The organism is Pseudomonas moraviensis subsp. stanleyae, assembly GCF_036283065.1.
Classification (GTDB): domain Bacteria; phylum Pseudomonadota; class Gammaproteobacteria; order Pseudomonadales; family Pseudomonadaceae; genus Aquipseudomonas; species Aquipseudomonas stanleyae.
In genome coordinates this window covers 116,857-135,863 of the sequence record NZ_JAADJI010000013.1, presented here as the reverse complement: position 1 = coordinate 135,863, position 19,007 = coordinate 116,857, and the positions used below count along the sequence as shown (strand labels likewise).

The window sequence follows — 19,007 nt, the reverse complement described above, 5'->3', positions numbered from 1 at the left end:
TGACCGGGCGCTTTGATGCCGCATCCCAATGCCTTTCTGGAGAAACTCGCCAGCAGTTCGCTGCGCCTGAACAAGGGCCTGCTGATACTCGCGGCGCTGGTTTTGCTGTTGCTGGGCATCAGCTATCTGGGTGTGCAGCGCATGGTCGAAGAGCAGCGCGATACCCTGCAGTTTCACTTCGCCCGGCTGATGGAAAACATCCGCGAGCAGGAAGCCTTTCTCGGCGCGGTTTCACGGGCCAGCGACAAAGGTGAGTACTTCCCCGAGACCGTGGCGCCGGCCGTTGTGCAAAGGCTTTTGCCTGAGGAAGGTCCGAATATTTATGAAGGTCGGGGCCTGCCCTTTTCGTTGCCGTTCAGCGTCAAGATCGATCCCGAGCGCATCGCCCCCAGCCAGTACCCCAAAGTGTTTGCCCTCGGCAGCTATCTCGCGGCTTATTACAGCGCTTTCTGGGCAGCGTCGCATTACCAGTCGCCGCAGGTGATCCTGCTCAACGGGCCGGACAATTTCGACATCGCCGTGCCCGCCGCCGGTCGTTTGCGCGGAGCGGGGCCGACGCCGATCAGCACCTTCGTCGAGATCATGACCCGGAAAAACCTGCAACGGCGCGCGCAGACTTCGGCGCAAGTGCACTGGGTGCCCTACCCGTTCGCTGAGGACGACAACGTTACCCCGAGTCTGCTCGCTTACGTGCGGATCAACCTGCACAAACCGACGCTGGCCATCGAAGGCTCGAACTCCTGGGTGGTGCTCGGTTCGCTGTTGAAGCTGTCGCAGGTCAACAACATCGAGCGCCTGATGGAGTGGTCGATCTACGATGACTTCACGCTGATCACGCCCAGCGGCACGGTGCTGATCGGCGAGCCCAGGCCCGATCAGGTTCTCGATGAAGGCGCGAACCTGACCCGCGACGGTCTGGTGTTCAAGCTGAGCAGCCCCGGCGAACAGCACTGGACGGCGATCTATGTGATCAGCGTGCAGAGCTTTCTCGATTACGCGCTGTGGCCGTTGCTGTGCCTGCTGGGCCTGGTCCTGGCCCTGCTCGGTTGTGGCCGCGCGCTCAATCGCTGGTACACCGAGCGCGTCATCCTGCCCGCACAAAGTGCTCACGCGAGCATCGCCGAAAGCGAGGCGTTCAGCCGCGCGGTCATCGACACCGCACCCACCGGCCTGTGCGTGATCAGCCGCCGCGATCACCGGGTCTTGCTGGAAAATCAGCGCGCCCAGCAATGGCACGATACCGAGCAATTGATCAGCCTGCTCCACCGACAAGGCGCGACCGGGCATGGCCACGCTGAGCTTGAGATCGACGGCAGGCATTTGCACGTGGCCTTCGTTTCGACACGCTATCAGGGCCAGGACGCGTGGCTGTGTGCGCTGCACGATGTCACCCGCCATGTCGAAGATGCGGCGGAACTCGAAGTCGCCCGTCAGGCCGCCGATTCGGCCAATCAGGCCAAGAGCCGCTTTCTGGCAACCATGAGCCATGAAATCCGCACGCCGCTGTATGGCGTGCTCGGCACCCTGGAGCTGCTCGGCCTGACCGATCTCGCGCCGCGTCAGCAGGCCTATCTGGAGACCATTCAGCGCTCGTCCGCCAGCCTGTTCAAGCTGATCAGTGACGTGCTGGATGTGTCGAAGATCGAGGCCGGGCAGATGAATCTCGAGCTGCAACCGTTCTGCCCGCTGGAACTGACCGAAGATGTGCTGCGCAGCTACGGCGCGTTTGCCCGTGGCAAAGGTCTGCAACTGTATGCCTGCATCGATGCGACGCTGCCGGATCAGTTGCTCGGTGATGCGCAGCGCATTCGGCAGATTCTGAACAACCTGCTGAGCAACGCGATCAAGTTCACCGATAACGGTCGCGTTGTGGTGCGCGTTCAGGTGCTGCAGAACGCTGACGGCCGCGCCGAGGTGCAGTGGCAGGTCAGCGATTCCGGCGTGGGCATTTCCCAGGCACAGCAAGAGCAATTGTTCGACCCTTTCTATCAAGTCAACGAGGCCGACAGTCACGCCGGTGCGGGTCTTGGTCTGGCGATTTGCAAGTGGCTGTGCGAGTTGATGCATGGTGAGTTGAACGTGGTCAGCGAACCGGGGCTTGGCAGCCGCTTCAACTTGCAACTGAGCCTCGATTGCGCGCCGGGCAGCCTCGCCGATTGCCCATCATTCGAGGCCGGCAGCGCCGCCGTGTACGTACGCGCACCGGTGGCCGAACTGGCGCAGCATCTGCTCGGCTGGCTGAGCCGCTTTGGCCTCGATTGTCGTCTGGTAACCAACGAGCTGCCACCCTCCACGGCACTGCTGGTGGATCTTGCGCCACTGGCCAACGCCACGGTTTTCGATGGCGCACGAATCACTGCAATACCGGGCGGCCCCAACCCGGCGCAGGTCAGCGGCAAAGGCTGGCAGGTCGATGCCGACGATGTGCGCGCGATTGGCTGGGCGATTGCGCTGGCCCGACGCGACACTCATCAGCGCCGCGCGCCTTCGCCGCAGGAAAAGACCGGCGCGCTGAATCTGCGCGTGCTGGTGGCCGAGGACAATGCAATCAACGCGGCAATCATCCAGGAACAACTGGAGGCGCTGGGCTGCTCGGTGATCGTCGCCGCCAATGGCGAGCAGGCCCTCGCGCAATGGGCACCGAGGCGCTTCGATCTGCTGCTGACCGACGTCAACATGCCGATCATGAATGGCTACCAACTGGCCGCCGCACTGCGCGAGCAGGACGCGACGCTGCCGATCATCGGCGTCACCGCCAATGCCCTGCGCGAAGAAGGCGAACGCTGCGCCGCCGTCGGCATGAACGCCTGGCTGGTCAAACCGCTGAACCTGGCAACGCTACGCGCGCATTTGCAAAGCCACTGCCAGATTGCGTTCGCGCAGGTCGCTGACACCCCGCCGACACTGTCGCCGAAGATGCGTGAGCTGTTTGTCTCGACACTGCGCAAGGACATTCAAACCACCCTCAGCGCGCTGGATGCGGCCGACGCCAACAGCGTCGCGCAGCAGTTGCACAGCATGGCCGGGGCACTCGGCGCAGTGCAGGTCGAGGCGCTGGCCCAGGCGTTCGTCGGGCTGGAATGCCGCTTGACCGGCATGAGCATTACCCCGCCGTTGGCCCTTGAAGTTCGCCAGCAACTGGCGCGCCTGACTGACCTGCTCGACGCCCTTGAATAATTTCACTCTGGATAAAGCACCCATGGAAACCTTCAACGTTGTCATCGCCGATGATCATCCCATCGTCCTGCTGGGGGTGCGCGAGCTGGTCGAGCGCGACCGGCGCTTCAACGTGGTAGGCGAAGCGGTGTGCTCCGATGGCTTGATCGAATTGCTCAAGGCCCGGCCGGTAGACCTGTTGATTACGGATTTCAATATGCCCGGCGACTCGCCCTACGGTGACGGTCTGAAACTGGTGGAGTACGTCACCCGGCACTTTCCCGCAGTGCGGGTACTGGTGCTGACCATGATTTCCAACCCGCTGATCCTGACCCGCCTGCAAGAGCTCGGCGTACTCGCGGTCATTCAGAAAAGCCAATTGCACGTTGAAATAGAAGTGGCGCTCAAAGCCATCGCCAAGGGCAAGCGGATACGCGGCCATCAACCGGCGCCGAACTCTGTGCTGGACGACGGCGCCGATCTCGATGAACGCTTTTCCCGCCTATCGCCCAAGGAACATGAAATTCTGCGCTTGTTCGTTCAGGGGCAAGGCGTCAATGAAATTGCCCGGGGTTTGAACAGAAGTGCGAAAACAATCAGTACGCAGAAGATTTCGGCCATGCGCAAACTGAAAGTAAGCAGTGATCAGGAGTTGCTGGCTTATTGCATCGAACGCAACTTGTTCAATTAACTCACCGTTATCGCTTGCAACTTCCCGGCTTCTAGGGATCGTCTGATGTTGCAATGTCGGTACGGGTTTTATCGTGTTGTCTTTACCCCACCAATGGAAAAGCAACATGAAAAAGCTGTCTCGCACGCTTCTCGCCCTGTCGATCTTCGCTGCCGGTAATGTTCTCGCGGCCGACCCGGTCGTGCCTACCAAGGCTGGCAGCGGCACCATCAACTTCACTGGCAACATCAACAACGATGCCTGCTCGATCGAAGGCGCCGGCAAGGAAAAAACCATTTCGGTGAACATGGGCGAAGTGTCGATCAAGGACATGGGCACCGCTACCGCGCCAAAAGGCAACGGCACCCTGAGCGTCGAGAACTTCGACATGAAGATCAACTGTAACGCCGGTACCAAGGTGGCAATGATCTTCGAACCGACCAAACAGGGTGGTTCGGGCATCGCGACAGGCACCAAAGTGCTGAACCTGATCCAGGGCCTCGGCGCTGCGAAAGGCATCGGCATCGCGTTGCTGGACGCCAACGGCGAGGTGATCGATTTGACTTCGCCGACCACCGCTCGCATCGAAAACACCCTGCAGGACAGCAACACCACGCTGAAATTCTCGGCGGCCTACGTGACCACCGTCGATCCAAAACTGGCCGTGGCCGGCCGCGGCGACGCGACCCTGCCGTTCACCCTGCAATACGAATAAACCGCGCGCTTCATCGAGCACTGTGCGGGGCTGAACGGCCCTGCACTTTCCTTCACTCTGTGCGGTAACTCTTCATGTTTTTACGTTCTTCCCTGTCTCTTTGCGTCGGCCTTCTCGGCCTGTTCGTCGTCAATCAGGCCATGGCCGGCATTTCCCTGAGCAGCACTCGGCTGATTTTCGATGGCAAGCACAAAGAAGCCGGCATCACCGTGCGCAACAGCGGTGCCGACGTGTTGGTTCAGTCCTGGGTCGACACCGACAACGACGAGGCCTCTGTGCCCTTCGCCGTCACTCCGCCGCTGGTGCGCGTCAGCGACAGCGAGCAGCAGATCCTGCGGGTCATCTACGAAGGCACTGGCATGCCCAGCGACCGCGAATCGGTGGTCTGGCTGAATGTCCAGGAAATCCCGCAGTCGGCGAAAACCGCGAACACCCTGCAACTGGCGGTGCGTCAACGCATCAAGGTGTTCTTCCGCCCTGCCGGGCTGAACAACAGCGCCTATCGGGCACCGGCCGAGCTGACCTGGCGCCTGACCGAACGCGCCGGCGAAAGCCTGCTGCTGGTGAATAATCCCGGCCTCTATCACGTGTCGATTGCCGATATCACCGTGCAATCCGGCACTACCAGCGAGCATCCATTCGATTCGATGATGATCGCGCCCGGTGAACAAAAAGAGTTCGTTTTCAAACAAATTCACGCGGCCACTTCCGCGCGCCTGTCATTCAGCAGCATCAACGACTATGGCGCCCGCGATCGTTATGTCGCGCAACTTTCCAGCAGCGCCGAAACAAGCGCCAGCCCGGATAAAGAATCGCCGTAACTCGCGTGCCGCTTTAACAGCCGCACTTTCACTGTATTTCTCTTCGCTCCGTTAGTTCGTATCGGAGGTGATATAGGGTTCCTGCATGTTTTTACTCAAGCGCGATGGCCTGGCGCCGTTTTCGGTTGCTCTGGTATTCAGTACCACCTGCCTGGCCGACGGCGACGAACAATTCAATACCTCGTTTCTGCAAGGCGCGACATCCGCCCTCGACTTGCAATCGCTGCTCGCCGGCAGTCGCGTTCTTCCCGGCACCTATCGCGTTGATCTGTACGGCAACGACATGCTGGTGGGCCGCCGCGATATCGACTTCCGCCGCCTCCCCGACAGCAACAAGGTCGAAGCCTGCCTGACCGTGGACATGCTCAAGCAACTGGGCGTGGACCTCGGCAAGTTGCAGGCCAGCGGCAAACTCGACGTCGCCGACGCGGACGCCTGCCTCGACCTGCCCGCGCTGATCGACCACGCCACCGTGCGCTACGACGTGCCGCGCCTGCGTTTGCTGGTCAGTGTGCCGCAAAGCGCCATGGAGCGTGGTCGCCGTGGTTATGTCGATCCGGCACTGTGGGACGAAGGCGTACCCGCAGCGTTCATCAACTATCAGCTGAGCAGCAATCGCAACAGCAGCGACGCCGAAACCACGTTTGCCAACAACATCGGCCTGCGCAACGGCATCAACCTCGGCGGCTGGCGATTGCGCAACGAGTCCAACTTCAGCAGCAGCACCGGCCGACCGAGCACGTTCAAGAGCAACCGAAGTTATCTGCAACATGACGTCACCGCGTTGAAGGGCCAGTTCAGTGCCGGCGATATTTTTTCCGACGCCGACCTGTTCGACAGCGTGCGCTATCGCGGCTTGAAACTGGCCTCCGACGACGGCATGCGCGCCGACAGCGAGCGCGGTTATGCGCCAGTGATTCGCGGCATCGCGCAATCGAGCGCCACCGTCGAGATACGCCAGAACAATTACATTCTGTACACCGCCAACGTGCCGCCCGGGCCGTTCGAGATCAGCGATATCTACCCGAGCGGCTCCAACGGCGATCTGGAAATCACCGTGATCGAAGCCGACGGTCGGCGCCGGGTCTCGGTGCAGGCGTTCTCCAGCCTGCCGATCATGGTTCGCGAAGGGCAACTCAAGTACAGCGTTTCGGCGGGCCGCTACAACAGCAACAGCGAAGACCAGCAGACGCCGGAATTTCTCAGCAGCACGGTGGCTTATGGCGTCAGCAGTAATCTGTCGGCGATCGTGGGCACCCAGGCCACCGAGAATTTTCAGGCGCTGTCGATCGGCGCCGGACGCAATACGGCGATCGGTGCGATCTCGCTCGACCTGACCCATTCCAACAGCCGTACCTTCGGCCGCACCGTCAAGGGCAACAGCTTGCGCGCGCTGTACGCCAAGACCTTCACCGGGACCGACACCAATTTCACCCTCGCCGCCTACCGTTATTCGACCGAGGGCTATCGCACCTTGAGCGAACACGTCGAGGAGCTGAGCCGGGACGGCGAGCAACGCACCGGCAATTCGAAAACCCGCACCGACCTGACCGTCAACCAGAGCCTGGGACGCAACCAGCAGTTCGGCAGCATCTACCTCAACGCCAGCGACCAGCGCTACTGGGGACGCGGCGGTTCGCAGAGCCTGTCGGCCGGTTACAGCAATTATTGGGGCGAAGTCAGCTACAACCTCAGCGCCACCTATACCAAGGATGTCGGCAACTACGGCCCGGCGAACAACGACACTCTGCTCAACCTGTCGCTGTCGTTTCCGCTGGGCTCGAAACCCCGCGCGCCACGGGCATTCGTTTCGGCCAGTTCGCAGAAGGACAACAGCAGCACCCAGGTCGGCATCAACGGTTATCTGGCCGAAGACAGCGACACCTATTACTCGGTGCAGGGCGGCAACAGTCGCACCGGCGGCAGCACGGGCTCGGCCAACCTCAGCACGCGAACCTCGGTAATGGACATCAGTGCCGGTTACAGTCAGGGCCGTGGCTACAACTCGCAGAATCTCAATGTTGCCGGTTCGATTGTCGGCCACGCCGGCGGCATCAACCTCGGGCAGACCGTCGGCGAGACGTTCGCGCTGGCGCAGGTCGAGGGTGTCGAAGGCGTGAAGATCGCCAGCTTCTCCGGGGCGAAAACCGCTGGCAATGGGTATGCCGTGGTGTCCAATGCGCAACCGTATCGGGTCAACTGGATCAGCCTCGACACCCGCGATCTGGGCGGCGATGTCGAAATCGAAAACGCCACCCAGCAAGTGGTGCCGCGCCGTGGTGCGGTGGTGCTGGCGCGCTATGCGAGCAAGACCGGACGCAGGGTGCAGTTCTCGCTGTTCGATGCGCAGCACCAGCCGATTCCGTTCGGCGCCGCGCTGGAAGACGCCGCCGGCAAGCAACTGGCGATCTCCGATCCGAGCGGCAAGGCCCTGGCCCTGGTCGAAGACGACGCCGGCACCTTGACCATCAAGTGGCAAGGCCAGCGCTGCGAGGCACCCTATGCGCTGCCGGAGCGCGACAAGGCGTTGAACTACGAACGAGCTTCATTGGTGTGCCAACCGGCGCACCTATAAGAGTGAGCCTGCTCGCGATGGGGCAGTCAGCCGCACCTTCTCTGCCGACCGGAAAGCCGCCTTCGCGAGCAGGCTCACTCCCACAATCGGAACCGGGTATATCCGCCAGAGGCTGGTCGGCTACAAGGCCGCCATCGCTGGCAAGCCAGCTCCCACAGGGATTGGGTAAACCTGCTATTCACCGGTTTTTTCGAGATAGCTATCGCGAGCAGGCTCACTCCTACAAAAGCAAAAGCAAAAGCAAAAGCAAAAGCAAAAGCAAAAGCAAGAGCAAGAGCAAGAGCAAGAGCAAGAGCAAGAGCAAGAGCAAGAGCAACAGCAACAGCAACAGCAAAATCAAAAGATCGCAGCCTTCGGCAGCTCCTACAATGACCGCGCCAACCATAAGTCCGAGTGTCAGCTCGCCTGCTTTTGATCTAGATCCACCAGCGACGTCGGAAGGCTGAGCGGAGGGATGGATCCGGGCGTGGGAGCGCAGCGACCGTTCGACGAAGTCGAACACAGCGCAAGGAGGTGCAGCGAAGCAAACCGGAGCCGCTGCGCCCGGATCGATCCCGCAGCGAAGGAACCCGAGCCTGCGAGGGCCGAACGCAGGAGCAAGCCTTTTGGGTTACCTTTTCGGCGTTTGGAAAAGGTGACCCGCCGTAAGGGCGGAACCCTAAGCAGCCGTTACCGCAGCAACGGATATGTACCCGGTCAAAAAAACCCCACCGCCTGAAAAAAAGCCTTCGCGAGTAGGCTCACTCCTACAGAGGGGGAAACCGCATTCCAACTGTGGGAGCGAGCCTGCTCGCGAAGGGCGCGACTCGGTTGAAATGAGCAGGTGCGTTCTAGAAGTCCCGCTTGTAGAAAATATCCAGCGAACTCGCCACGCCGCTTGCCGCTTCGACATAGACCTTCTTGCTGAGCTTGTAGCGCAAGGCGATGGTGCTGGCCGGTTCGAAGACGCCGACGCCGTAGCGCAGGCTGAGCTTTTCCGAGATGTTGCCGCTGGCGACGACGCTGGTGTCGTTGCCGCTGCCCTGGGTGTCGAGCTGGAAATCCTCGATGCCCAGATCCTTGGCCAGGCCACCGGTGACCCCGGCACTGCCCATCAAGCCCAGACCCAGCGCTGCTTGCGCAAGCATGTTGTTGTCTTCGCCGTTGGTGCTCAGCGGACGGCCCAGTACCAGATACGACAACGCCTGCTCCTGACTCATCGCCGGTTCGGAGAAGATCTGCGTAGTCGGCTGTTCGGCGCTGCCGCTCAGGCGAATACCGGCGATGACATCGTCGGTCTGGCGGATCGCTTCGATGTCCAGATACGGTTGGTCGATGGGGCCGGCGAACAACAGACGCGCACGCCGCACCGTCAGGCGCTGGCCATAGGCGCGATAGCGGCCGTCGTTGAGCCACAGTTCGCCACGGGTGTCCATGTTGTCGCCGATGTGCACCTGGCCTTGCAGGTTGGCGGTCAGGCCGAAACCGGCGAAGCTAAGCTTGTCCTGGCCGACGATCACGTCGATGTCCATTTTCATCGCGATCGGCGGTTTGCCCTCTTCGGTTTGCGCGCCAACGATGATGGTATCGTCGGAGACTTTCACCGTTGATGGCGGCAATTCGCGCACAGTGATTTCGCCTTTCGGCACCAGCACCTTGCCGGCGACTTTCAGCTCATCGCCGGCCATGGAAATCTTCAGGTCCGGAGCCATTTCAAGTTTGGCGTAGGGTTCGACACTGACTGGCAATCGCGTGCCCTTGAGCGCCAGATCGACCACCAGCGCCTGGCCCCAGGCGACGTTGCCGTTGAGGCTGCCCTGGCCGGTCTTGCCGCTGTTCCAGCCGCCGTCCAGACGCACCGATTCGCCGGCAATCGCCGCGGTCAGTTGCAGGTTCTGCAGCTCCATCGGCAATTCAGCTCCGGAGACTTCGCCATCACTGAGCTGCACGGTGCCGTTGACCAGCGGTGCGAGCAGGCCACCGGAAATAGTGCCGCTGCCGTTGAGCCGGCCGCTGAGTTTTTCCACCATCGGCACGAATGGCCGCGCCACCGACAGATCGAGGCCGGAAAGGCGGAACGAGCCGCTCAGCGGTTTGTTTTTCGGCAGCGGATTGAGCTGCGCCTGCACCATCAATTCGCCGAGTTTGCCGCCGACAAAATTGAGCTCGGTGTCAACACGCTTGGGCGTGAGTTTGCTGCTGAGCTTGAGCGTCTGGTAGGGGAAATCCAGCCACTGATCCTTGTCGCGCACGCGCAGCGTGCCGCCGCTGGCATCGACATTGACCACGCCGTTCGGACCGCTGGCCGGCAGGTCCAGTTGCAGATCGGCGTTGAGCCGGCCCTGCCAGGCGAAGTCTTTGGGTAGCCATTGCGCGAGGCTTTCGATCGGGAACTGCTTGAGGTGATAGCGCAGCTTCGGCTCGGGCATCAGGCGCTGATCTTCACCGCACAAGCTGGCGTTGCCGGACAGCCAGCAATGCGCGCCGAAATTGATCTGGCCGTTCGCCAGACGCTCCAGCCTCGCCGGGCTTTGCAGCCTCCAGTCCTGGCCACCGGCCTGAATATCACCGCTGGCCAGGCGTCCGCGCCAGTTGCCCTTGTCCAGATTGCCATCCAGAGCCAGGGCCAGTTTCAACTTGGGTCCGATCAGGTCGAGGTTGAGTTTCTGGCTTTTGATATCGCCCTGAGCGCTCGCCGTCAGCGTGCCCAGCGAGGTATCGCCGGTCTGAATGCCGCTACCTTTGAGATTGATCTTCGCCCGTTGCGCACTGTCGAGCGTGGCGTCGAGGTTGAGGCTTTGCAGGCGATTGTCCTGGAAGGCCAGTTGCGAACCTTGCAGATCGAGCTTGCCCTGCGGCGCCTTCAGCGTACCGGCGACATTGACCTGACCGTTGACCTGCCCGCGCAATTGCGGCCACAACTGCGCGAGGCGCGGCAGCTTGATGTCGATCTGGCCGCCGAGTTTGTCCTGCAGGCTGCCCTTGCCGTTGATGCTGTTGTCGCCGAGGCGGATCTGCAGGGCGTTGAGGTTCCACTGCTCGCCGGCGCCGTCAGCTTTGGCTTGCAGGATCGCCGGTTGGCCGCGCAGTTTGCCTTTGAGGTCGAGATCGGCGCTGAGGCTCAGGCGATCGTTCTTCATCTCGCCTTTGCTTTTCAGCGGCCCGGCCAGCGTGCCCGGCAGTTCGGCGACCCAGTACGCCGGGTTGAGCGCCGACAGATCCAGCGCGGTATCCCAGGCGATGCCGTCGGCGAAGCGCACATTGACGTGCCCTTCGGCCTTGCCTTGCCCGGCCTGCATGACCAGTTGCGGCAAGGCGATCTGTTCGAGGCTGCCGCTGAATGGACTGCTCAGGGTGAACGCCCCCGCCGGGCCATCCAGCGCCGCGTCGAAATTACCGAGGTACTGACCGTCGGTGTAGGACACTTCGCCAGTGAAGGTACGCAGCGTGACTTGCGGTTCGTCGATTTCCGGATAGAGCCGGTGCCAGGGGAAGTCTTGCCAGTTGATGTTGGCCTGAGCGCTGAGGCCTTTGCTCCAGTCGACATTGCCAGTGAGTTTGAGGCTCTGCGTGTCATTGGCGTTGAGATCGAGCCCGGCGATCTGCGCGCCGTTGGCGTCGACCTTGCCTTTGAGCAGCAGCGCCACTGGCGATTTCTCGGCGGGCAGCATGGCGTTGCCGAGCAGCTGGTAACCGTTCTTCAGGTCGCCTTCGCCCGTGAGCACAAGCTGAGTGAATTGCAGAGTGTCCGGCAGATCGGCGCTCGGCTTGAACGCCTCGCTGGTGATGCGCACCTTTGCTGGCAGGTTTTCCGCCAGCGCTTGCAGCTCGCCGCTCAACTCGCCGTCGAGGTAGCCACGGCTGTCGGCGTGCAGGTTGAGGGTTTTCAGCAGATCGCCGTCGACTTTCAGCGCTAGGGTCCACGGCTCGCTGCCGGGCGCGGGCAAGGTCAGATCGCCCTGAATGTTCAACGGCCAGTTACCGCTCGGTTGCAGCAGACCGGAGAGGTTCAGGCTGAGTTCATCACGTTGCAACTTCACGCTGTCGATCTGCAAACCCTGAGCGGTCCAGTGCGCCGCCAGTTGCAAGCCCTTGAGCTGTTCGCTGCCGTTGAACAACAGGCTGCCGACCTCGACATCGCCGAGTTCAATGGCCAGCGGCAATTGCAGATCGGGCAGTTTGATCGGGCCGCTCTCGGTGGTTTCTGCGCTCGGCGGGAATTGCAGGATCACCTGATCGGCCTTGAGCTGATCGATGCACAAGGTCATGCGCGTCAGGCACAGCGGCGACCAGGCGAAGATTGCCTTGTTCAGCTCGACACGGCTGGTGTCCTGCTGCCAAACCAGGTGATCGGCGCTCCATTGGCCAGCGAGGCGACCGTGGAAATTCTCCACGCTCAGGCCCGGCACCAGACCCAGTGCCCAGCGGCTGCCGGCCTGCGTGCCAAGCAATGCGGCGAAAATCAAGACGAGCAACAAGACCAGCGCCAACAGGGTCAGCGCCGTTATTTTCAAACCACGCTTCACAGCTCAGGCCCCATGGAAAAGTGCAGTCGGAAGCCGCCGTCGTCGTCCAGCGCCCGAGCGAGGTCGAGGCGGATCGGCCCGACCGGCGAGACCCAGCGCACACCCACGCCGACCCCGGTCTTGAGGTCGGGCAGTTCGAGTTTGTTGAAAGAATTGCCTTGGTCGACGAAGGTCGCGACCCGCCATTTCTCGGCGATCGAGTATTGATATTCGACGCTGCCGGCAATCATGTAGCGGCCACCGATACGATCGCCTTTGGAGTTTTTCGGCGACAGACTCTGATAGTCGTAACCGCGCACGCTCTGATCGCCGCCGGCAAAGAAGCGCAGCGACGGCGGAATCGAGTTGTAGCCATTGGTGGCGCTGCCGCCAACCTGTACGCGACCGAGCAAGCGGTGCTTGTCGAACACCGTGGTCAGGCCCTTGACCAGTGCGGTGCCATATAAAAGATTGTTGTCGGAACCGAGGCCCTCCTTGGCCACTTTGCTTTCGAAGCTCAAGCGGTAGCCGTTGCGCGGGTCGATGCGATTGTCGCTTTTCAGGTACGAATAACTGATGCCGGGCATGAGCAAGGTGCTCAGGCCGGAGTCGTCGCCGAGTTCGTATTCCTCGCGCTGCCATTTCAGCGAGATCACCCGCTGCCAGCCGCTGGGCAACTTGCTGTGCCATTCCGGGCCGAAGGTCAGCAGCTTGCTCAACGTGTCGGAGCTTTCGATGTCTTCGAACTGATAGCCGCCGGCCCAGCGCAGTTTGTCGGTCAATGGCGGGTCGAGCGGAATGTCATAGAACAGCCCGACGTTCTGCCGCGGCGCCGACAGCTCGGCCTCCCAGCCATAACTGTCGCCCTGCGGATTGACCCAGTGCCGCGTCCAGTTGGCCTTGATGCGTGGGCCGACGTCGGTCGAGTAACCGAGACCCAGGCCCATGGTGCGCGGCTTGCGCGTGTCGAGTTTGACCTCGACCGGGATCACATCGTTTTTCGCTGCGGTCGGCGCGGCGTCGACGCGCACGCCTTCGAAATAGCCGCTCGATTGCAGGTCGCGATTGAGTTCGGCGATCAGTTCGGAATCGTAAGGCTCGCCTGCCTTGAACGGCACCATGCGTTGCAACAGGTCTTCGTCGAACGGCGTGTCGCCCGCAAAGCTGACTTTGCCCAGCGCATAACGCGGGCCGCTGGCGTAGATCAGTTCGATGTCGGCGACACCCGCGCGCGGATCGACCATGAGTTTCTGGCTGGTGAAATGGCCGCTGAAGTAACCGAAGCGCGAGGCCTGATTCTGGATGACCCGTTTGGCGTCTTCGTAGCGGCCATGGTTGAGCACTGCGCCGGACTTGAGCAGGTCGCTTTTCGGTACGCGAAAGGATTTCAGCGAGGCCGCCGGGCCATCGACGCGCACGGTGACATTACGCAGGCGAATCGGCTCGCCGGGATCTATGTTCAGCACCAGACGCGGTTTTTCCCCGCCCTTGACGTCACTGTCGATCTGCGGCTGGTAGTAGCCCAACGCCTGCGCGGCTTTGCGCGCCTGCTCTTCGGCGCCGCGACTGAAGCGCAGCAAGGCTTCTTCGTCGCGATCGCCGAGGTTGCCGATATAGCCTTCTATATTGGCCTTGAGTTCATCGTTGGACGGCTTGATCCGTACATCCAATTCACTTTGCGCCAACGCCGCGCAGCTGGATAACAGCATCAGCACGCCGCTGGTAAATCTTCGTGGAAACTTCATAGGCGCGGATGCTATCACGGGCTCGGGAGCCTGATAGAACAGGTAATTTGTGAAGAAGTTCGATGATTATCCCGTTGCTGTTTGTAACACCTGCGGATTGGCGTGGAAAAATACGTGTTCGCGCACCGGGCCGACGGCAACCTCGCCGATCTCCTGATAACCCTGGCGTTTATAGAATTCCAGGTAACGCGGATTGCCGGTGTCGAGCACCACGCCTTGCGAGGTTTCATCGACCGCGCACCAGTTGTGCACGGCGGTGAGCAGTTGTTCGCCGTAGTGCTTGCCCTGAAACTGTGGATGTACACCAAGCAGCGGCAGCATGTGCACTGAATCCCCGGGCACGCACGCGGCGACGGCATCGTGATATTCCAGATAACGCCGGGTGCAGCGAAACCCGGTGCTGAGCACCATGCGCAGGCGCCACGCCCAGCTCTCGGTAACGCCCAGGCGCCGTTGCGGCGGCGCGATCAGGGCGATGCCGATCAAGCGATCGTTGACCAACAGGCCGATCGCCGGCAAGTCCTGGAGGAAATGCTGTTTGACCAGCTCGCGCACCGTGGCGCGCACGCGTTGTTCGTAGCCGGGGCGTTCGGCCTCGAACAGATAGCCGAAAGTCGGCTCGTGGCGATAAGCCTGATACAGCAACGAGCGGGCTTCGCGCGAGTAGCCGCGGTCGAGCATGTGGATGGCGGCGCTGGCGAACTGGGTTTCAGGCATGACAATGATTCTCCCCGGAGCGCGCTCGAAGGCTGGCGCGCTTGTTGGTACGAACCTTGGGCGGGTGTGGTGGTTCCCCTGACAGGTATAGACCAAGTCGGGATCTTCATCGATCTTGCCTGCTCGCGAAGGGGCCAGACCCAACAACCCAAATCCCACAGGCCAAAATGATTTCTCCCACACTGGCCCATCTCCCCCATGTCAGCTAGCATCGCCCTTTTGCCAGGACTGCCGACCATGAAGATCGTTTCCTTCAACATCAACGGACTGCGTGCCCGTCCGCATCAGCTGGCAGCGCTGATCGAAAAACATCAGCCCGACGTGATCGGCCTGCAGGAAACCAAAGTTCACGACGACCAGTTTCCCCACGAAGAGATCCGCGCCCTCGGCTATCACGTGCACTTTCATGGCCAGAAGGGTCATTACGGTGTCGCCCTGCTCTCGCGCAACGAACCGATCGCCATTCACAAAGGCTTCGCCACGGATGAAGAAGACGCGCAACGGCGCTTTATCTGGGGCACGTTCGCCGACGCCAATGGCGTGCCGGTGACGATCATGAACGGCTATTTCCCACAGGGTGAAAGCCGCGACCACCCAACCAAATTCCCTGCCAAGCAGCGCTTCTACAGCGATCTGCAAGCGCTGCTGGAGAGCCAGTTCCACAACGAACAGCCACTGGTGGTGATGGGCGATGTGAACATTTCCCCGGAAGACTGCGACATCGGCATCGGCCCGGACAACATGAAGCGCTGGCTGAAAACCGGCAAATGCAGCTTCCTGCCGGAAGAACGCGAGTGGATGGCGCGCCTGAAGAACTGGGGCCTGACCGACAGCTATCGTCACCTCAATCCCGAAGTGACCGACATGTTCAGCTGGTTCGACTACCGCAGCCGTGGCTTTGAAGACGAGCCCAAGCGCGGCCTGCGGATTGACGTGATTCTGGCTTCCCATGGCCTGCTGCCACGGGTCAAGGACGCCGGCGTGGACTACGAACTGCGCGGCATGGAAAAGCCCTCGGACCATGCGCCGATCTGGCTTGAACTGGCCTGATCTGCGCATCACCTGAAATCCCCTGTGGGAGCGAGCCTGCTCGCGAAGGCGGTGTATCAGTCACATATTTGTCCACTGACACTCTGTATTCGCGAGCAGGCTCGCTCCCACAGGTAATCCACTGTCATATTTCGGTCACGCGCCTGACTTAATCTCCCCGGCAATCCCCTTGGCTTGATTCGGTGCCGGCATGACCCTGCGTGTTTTCTGCGTTTTCCTGTTGAGTGGCTGGTTGTCGGTGTCCGCCGCCGCACTGCCGATCCCCGAAAACGGCCCGGCATTGCGCATTCAGGGTTCCAACACCATCGGCGCCGAGCTCGGCCCGGCGCTGGTCGAAGGCCTGTTGCAGGAACAAGGCCTGCTGAAAATCCACCGCGAAACCCCGGATACTGCCAACGAACAACGCATCGTCGGCCAGACCGCACAAGGGCAGCGTGTGGTCATCGAGGTCGCCGCCCACGGTTCCAGCACTGGTTTCACCGCGTTGAAAAACGCCAGCGCCGACCTCGCCGCCTCCTCCCGCGAGATCAAGGACAGCGAGCTGCTCGCCCTGCAAATCCTCGGCGATCTGAAAAGCCCGGCGGCTGAGCAAGTCATTGCCATCGACGGTCTGGCGATCATCCTCAACCCGGCCAATCCGCTACAGCAGCTGGATACCGAACAACTGGCGCGGATTTTCGCCGGCGAAGTGAAAACCTGGGAAGACATCGGTGGCCGTGGCGGCGCCATACATCTATATGCGCGGGATGATCAATCGGGGACCTACGACACACTCAAGGAACTGGTCCTGAGTCGGCGTGGGAAAAGTCTCAGCAGCGCAGCGAAACGTTTCGAATCCAGCGAGCAATTGTCCGATGCGGTCAGCGCTGACCCGCAAGGTATCGGCTTCATCGGCTTGCCTTACGTGCGTCAGGCCAAAGCCGTGGCAATTGCCGATGGCGCCTCCCAAGCGATGCTGCCGCTGAACAGTCTGATCGCCACCGAAGATTATCCGCTGTCGCGGCGCTTGTTCTTTTATCTGCCGCCGGACAGCCAGAATCAGTGGGCGCAGGCCTTGGCCACATTCGCGCAGAGCCCTCAGGGTCAGGCGATTGTCGCCGCGAGCGGTTTTGTCAGCCAGACCGTGCAAGCCATGAGCGTGGCGCCAAATGCGCTGATGCCCGAAGGTTATCAATCCCTCAGCCGACATGCCCAGCGTCTGACAGTGAATTTCCGTTTTGCCGAGGGCAGCGCCAGTCTGGACAACAAGGCACGGCAGGATCTGGCGCGGGTGCTCGACTATATACAGCGCAATGGCAAGACCGAGCGCGCGGTGACGCTGGTGGGTTTTGGTGATTTGAAGGATGACCCGGCGCGGGCCGATCTGCTGTCGAAGCTGCGAGCGATGGCGGTTCGCCGCGAGCTGGTCAGGAACGGTGTGGTCATGCGCGAAGTGCGCGGCTTCGGCGCGCTGATGCCGGTGGCGACCAACAGTGCGGATGAGGGAAGGATCAAGAATCGGCGGGTTGAGGTTTGGGTGTATTGATCCGAAAGCTCAACGGCTGTTGTGGCGAGGGAGCTTGCTCCCGCTGGGTTGCGAAGCGACCCTGATCAAGTGACCGGTATTGGCAGAAAAACCGGGTTGCCTGATTTTACGACTGCTGCGCAGCCGAGCGGGAGCAAGCTCCCTCGCCACAATGAGTGTTCACCGCAAGTCGGTGTCGGCTCAGTGGCCGCTGCGCAACATTTCCTTCGGCACATACTTGCCGATCTCGAACTTGCCGATCGCCGCGCGGTGCACTTCGTCCGGGCCGTCGGCCAGACGCAGGGTGCGCTGCATCGCATACATATAGGCCAGCGGGAAATCGTTCGACACCCCGGCGCCGCCGTGCATCTGGATCGCCCGATCGATCACCCGCAAGGCGACGTTCGGCGCCACGACCTTGATCTGTGCGATCTCGCTTTTCGCCACTTTGTTGCCGACGGTGTCCATCATGTACGCCGCTTTCAACGTCAGCAGACGGGCCATGTCGATCTCCATCCGCGAGTCGGCGATCTTGTCGATATTGCCGCCCAGACGCGCCAGCGGTTTGCCGAACGCGGTGCGGCTCACCGAGCGCTTGCACATCAGTTCCAGCGCACGCTCGGCCATACCGATCGAACGCATGCAGTGGTGAATCCGCCCTGGGCCAAGGCGACCCTGGGCGATTTCGAAACCGCGTCCTTCACCGAGCAGAACGTTTTCGTACGGCACCCGCACATTGTCGAACAGCACTTCGGCGTGGCCGTGCGGTGCATCGTCGTAACCGAACACCGGCAGCGGCCGGACGATCTTCACGCCGGGGGTGTCGACCGGCACGAGGATCATCGAGTGCTGGGCGTGACGCGGCGCGTCGGGGTTGCTCAGGCCCATGAAGATCAGAATCTTGCAGCGTGGATCGCAGGCGCCGGAGGTCCACCATTTCTTGCCGTTGATCACCCACTGATCGCCATCGCGCACCGCGCGGGCGGCCATGTTGGTGGCATCGGAAGACGCCACGTCAGGCTCGGTCATGGCGAACGCCGAGCGGATCTCGCCGCGCAGCAGCGGTTCGAGCCAGCGCTGTTTCTGTTCTTCGTTGGCGTAGCGCACCAGCACTTCCATGTTGCCGGTGTCCGGCGCCGAGCAGTTGAACGGTTCCGGCCCCAGCAGGGAACGGCCCATGATTTCTGCCAGGGGCGCGTATTCGAGGTTGCTCAGGCCGGCGCCCAGTTCGGACTCAGGCAGAAACAAATTCCACAACCCTTCGGCCTTGGCCTTGGCCTTGAGCTCTTCCATGATCGCGGTCGGCTGCCAGCGATCGCCCTCGGCGACCTGGCGCTCGAACACCGCCTCGGCCGGGTAAACGTAAGTGTCCATGAACGCAGTCACGCGCTCACGCAGTTCTTGCACCTTGGGCGAATAAGCGAAATCCATGGGTAGTTACCTTCTCGGGCAGAGGTTGTTCAAGTCATGCAATCGATGCTAGAACAGCGCTGATAATTTACCTAGCCTATTCTCGGCGTGTATAAACATTCATCACCGATATATGATCGGCTGATCGTCAGCCGTTAAA

At 61.3% G+C, this 19,007-nt stretch carries 11 protein-coding genes; 7 read left to right on the top strand and 4 right to left on the bottom strand.

All coding sequences use genetic code 11. The features are described from left to right. Positions 1 to 15 precede the first annotated feature (15 nt). The 5 genes from GXB78_RS23280 (at position 16) to GXB78_RS23260 (ending at position 7,937) form a co-directional block, all read left to right on the top strand. The gene (locus GXB78_RS23280; RefSeq protein WP_329517178.1) at positions 16 to 3,177 is read left to right on the top strand and encodes a hybrid sensor histidine kinase/response regulator; all 3,162 of its coding nucleotides are present in this window, start codon (positions 16 to 18) and stop codon (positions 3,175 to 3,177) included. A gap of 22 nt (positions 3,178 to 3,199) precedes the next feature. Continuing rightward, a complete protein-coding gene (locus GXB78_RS23275) occupies positions 3,200 to 3,847 on the top strand; it encodes a response regulator (RefSeq protein ID WP_329517177.1) in 648 nt (215 codons plus the stop codon). Positions 3,848 to 3,953: 106 nt separating this feature from the next. After that, the gene (locus GXB78_RS23270; protein WP_253503359.1) at positions 3,954 to 4,541 is read left to right on the top strand and encodes a fimbrial protein; all 588 of its coding nucleotides are present in this window, start codon (positions 3,954 to 3,956) and stop codon (positions 4,539 to 4,541) included. 74 nt (positions 4,542 to 4,615) lie between these two features. Further along, a complete protein-coding gene (locus tag GXB78_RS23265; protein ID WP_329517176.1) occupies positions 4,616 to 5,362 on the top strand; it encodes a fimbrial biogenesis chaperone in 747 nt (248 codons plus the stop codon). Between the two features lie 85 nt (positions 5,363 to 5,447). Then, complete coding sequence (locus GXB78_RS23260; RefSeq protein WP_329517175.1) at positions 5,448 to 7,937, top strand: fimbria/pilus outer membrane usher protein; 2,490 nt, start codon at positions 5,448 to 5,450, stop codon at positions 7,935 to 7,937. Between the two features lie 830 nt (positions 7,938 to 8,767). On the opposite strand, the gene GXB78_RS23255 is transcribed toward GXB78_RS23260, so the two are convergent. From GXB78_RS23255 to GXB78_RS23245, 3 genes are all read right to left on the bottom strand, one after another. After that, positions 8,768 to 12,442: a translocation/assembly module TamB domain-containing protein gene (locus GXB78_RS23255; protein WP_329517174.1), complete on the bottom strand. Its 3,675-nt coding sequence runs from the start codon at positions 12,440 to 12,442 to the stop codon at positions 8,768 to 8,770. Next, a complete protein-coding gene (locus GXB78_RS23250) occupies positions 12,439 to 14,166 on the bottom strand; it encodes an autotransporter assembly complex protein TamA (protein WP_329517173.1) in 1,728 nt (575 codons plus the stop codon). The genes GXB78_RS23255 and GXB78_RS23250 overlap by 4 nt, the downstream gene beginning before the upstream one ends. 66 nt (positions 14,167 to 14,232) lie before the next feature. Further along, complete coding sequence (locus tag GXB78_RS23245; RefSeq protein WP_042609196.1) at positions 14,233 to 14,883, bottom strand: GNAT family N-acetyltransferase; 651 nt, start codon at positions 14,881 to 14,883, stop codon at positions 14,233 to 14,235. A gap of 237 nt (positions 14,884 to 15,120) precedes the next feature. Between GXB78_RS23245 and xthA the strand changes: the two genes are divergently transcribed. Then, the gene (xthA, locus tag GXB78_RS23240; RefSeq protein ID WP_329517172.1) at positions 15,121 to 15,933 is read left to right on the top strand and encodes an exodeoxyribonuclease III; all 813 of its coding nucleotides are present in this window, start codon (positions 15,121 to 15,123) and stop codon (positions 15,931 to 15,933) included. A gap of 190 nt (positions 15,934 to 16,123) precedes the next feature. Continuing rightward, the gene (locus GXB78_RS23235) at positions 16,124 to 17,458 is read left to right on the top strand and encodes a phosphate ABC transporter substrate-binding/OmpA family protein (RefSeq protein ID WP_329517171.1); all 1,335 of its coding nucleotides are present in this window, start codon (positions 16,124 to 16,126) and stop codon (positions 17,456 to 17,458) included. Positions 17,459 to 17,638: 180 nt separating this feature from the next. On the opposite strand, the gene GXB78_RS23230 is transcribed toward GXB78_RS23235, so the two are convergent. Next, positions 17,639 to 18,868, bottom strand: a complete 1,230-nt coding sequence (locus tag GXB78_RS23230; RefSeq protein WP_329517170.1) for an acyl-CoA dehydrogenase — start codon at positions 18,866 to 18,868, stop codon at positions 17,639 to 17,641. Between the last annotated feature and the right edge of the window lie 139 nt (positions 18,869 to 19,007).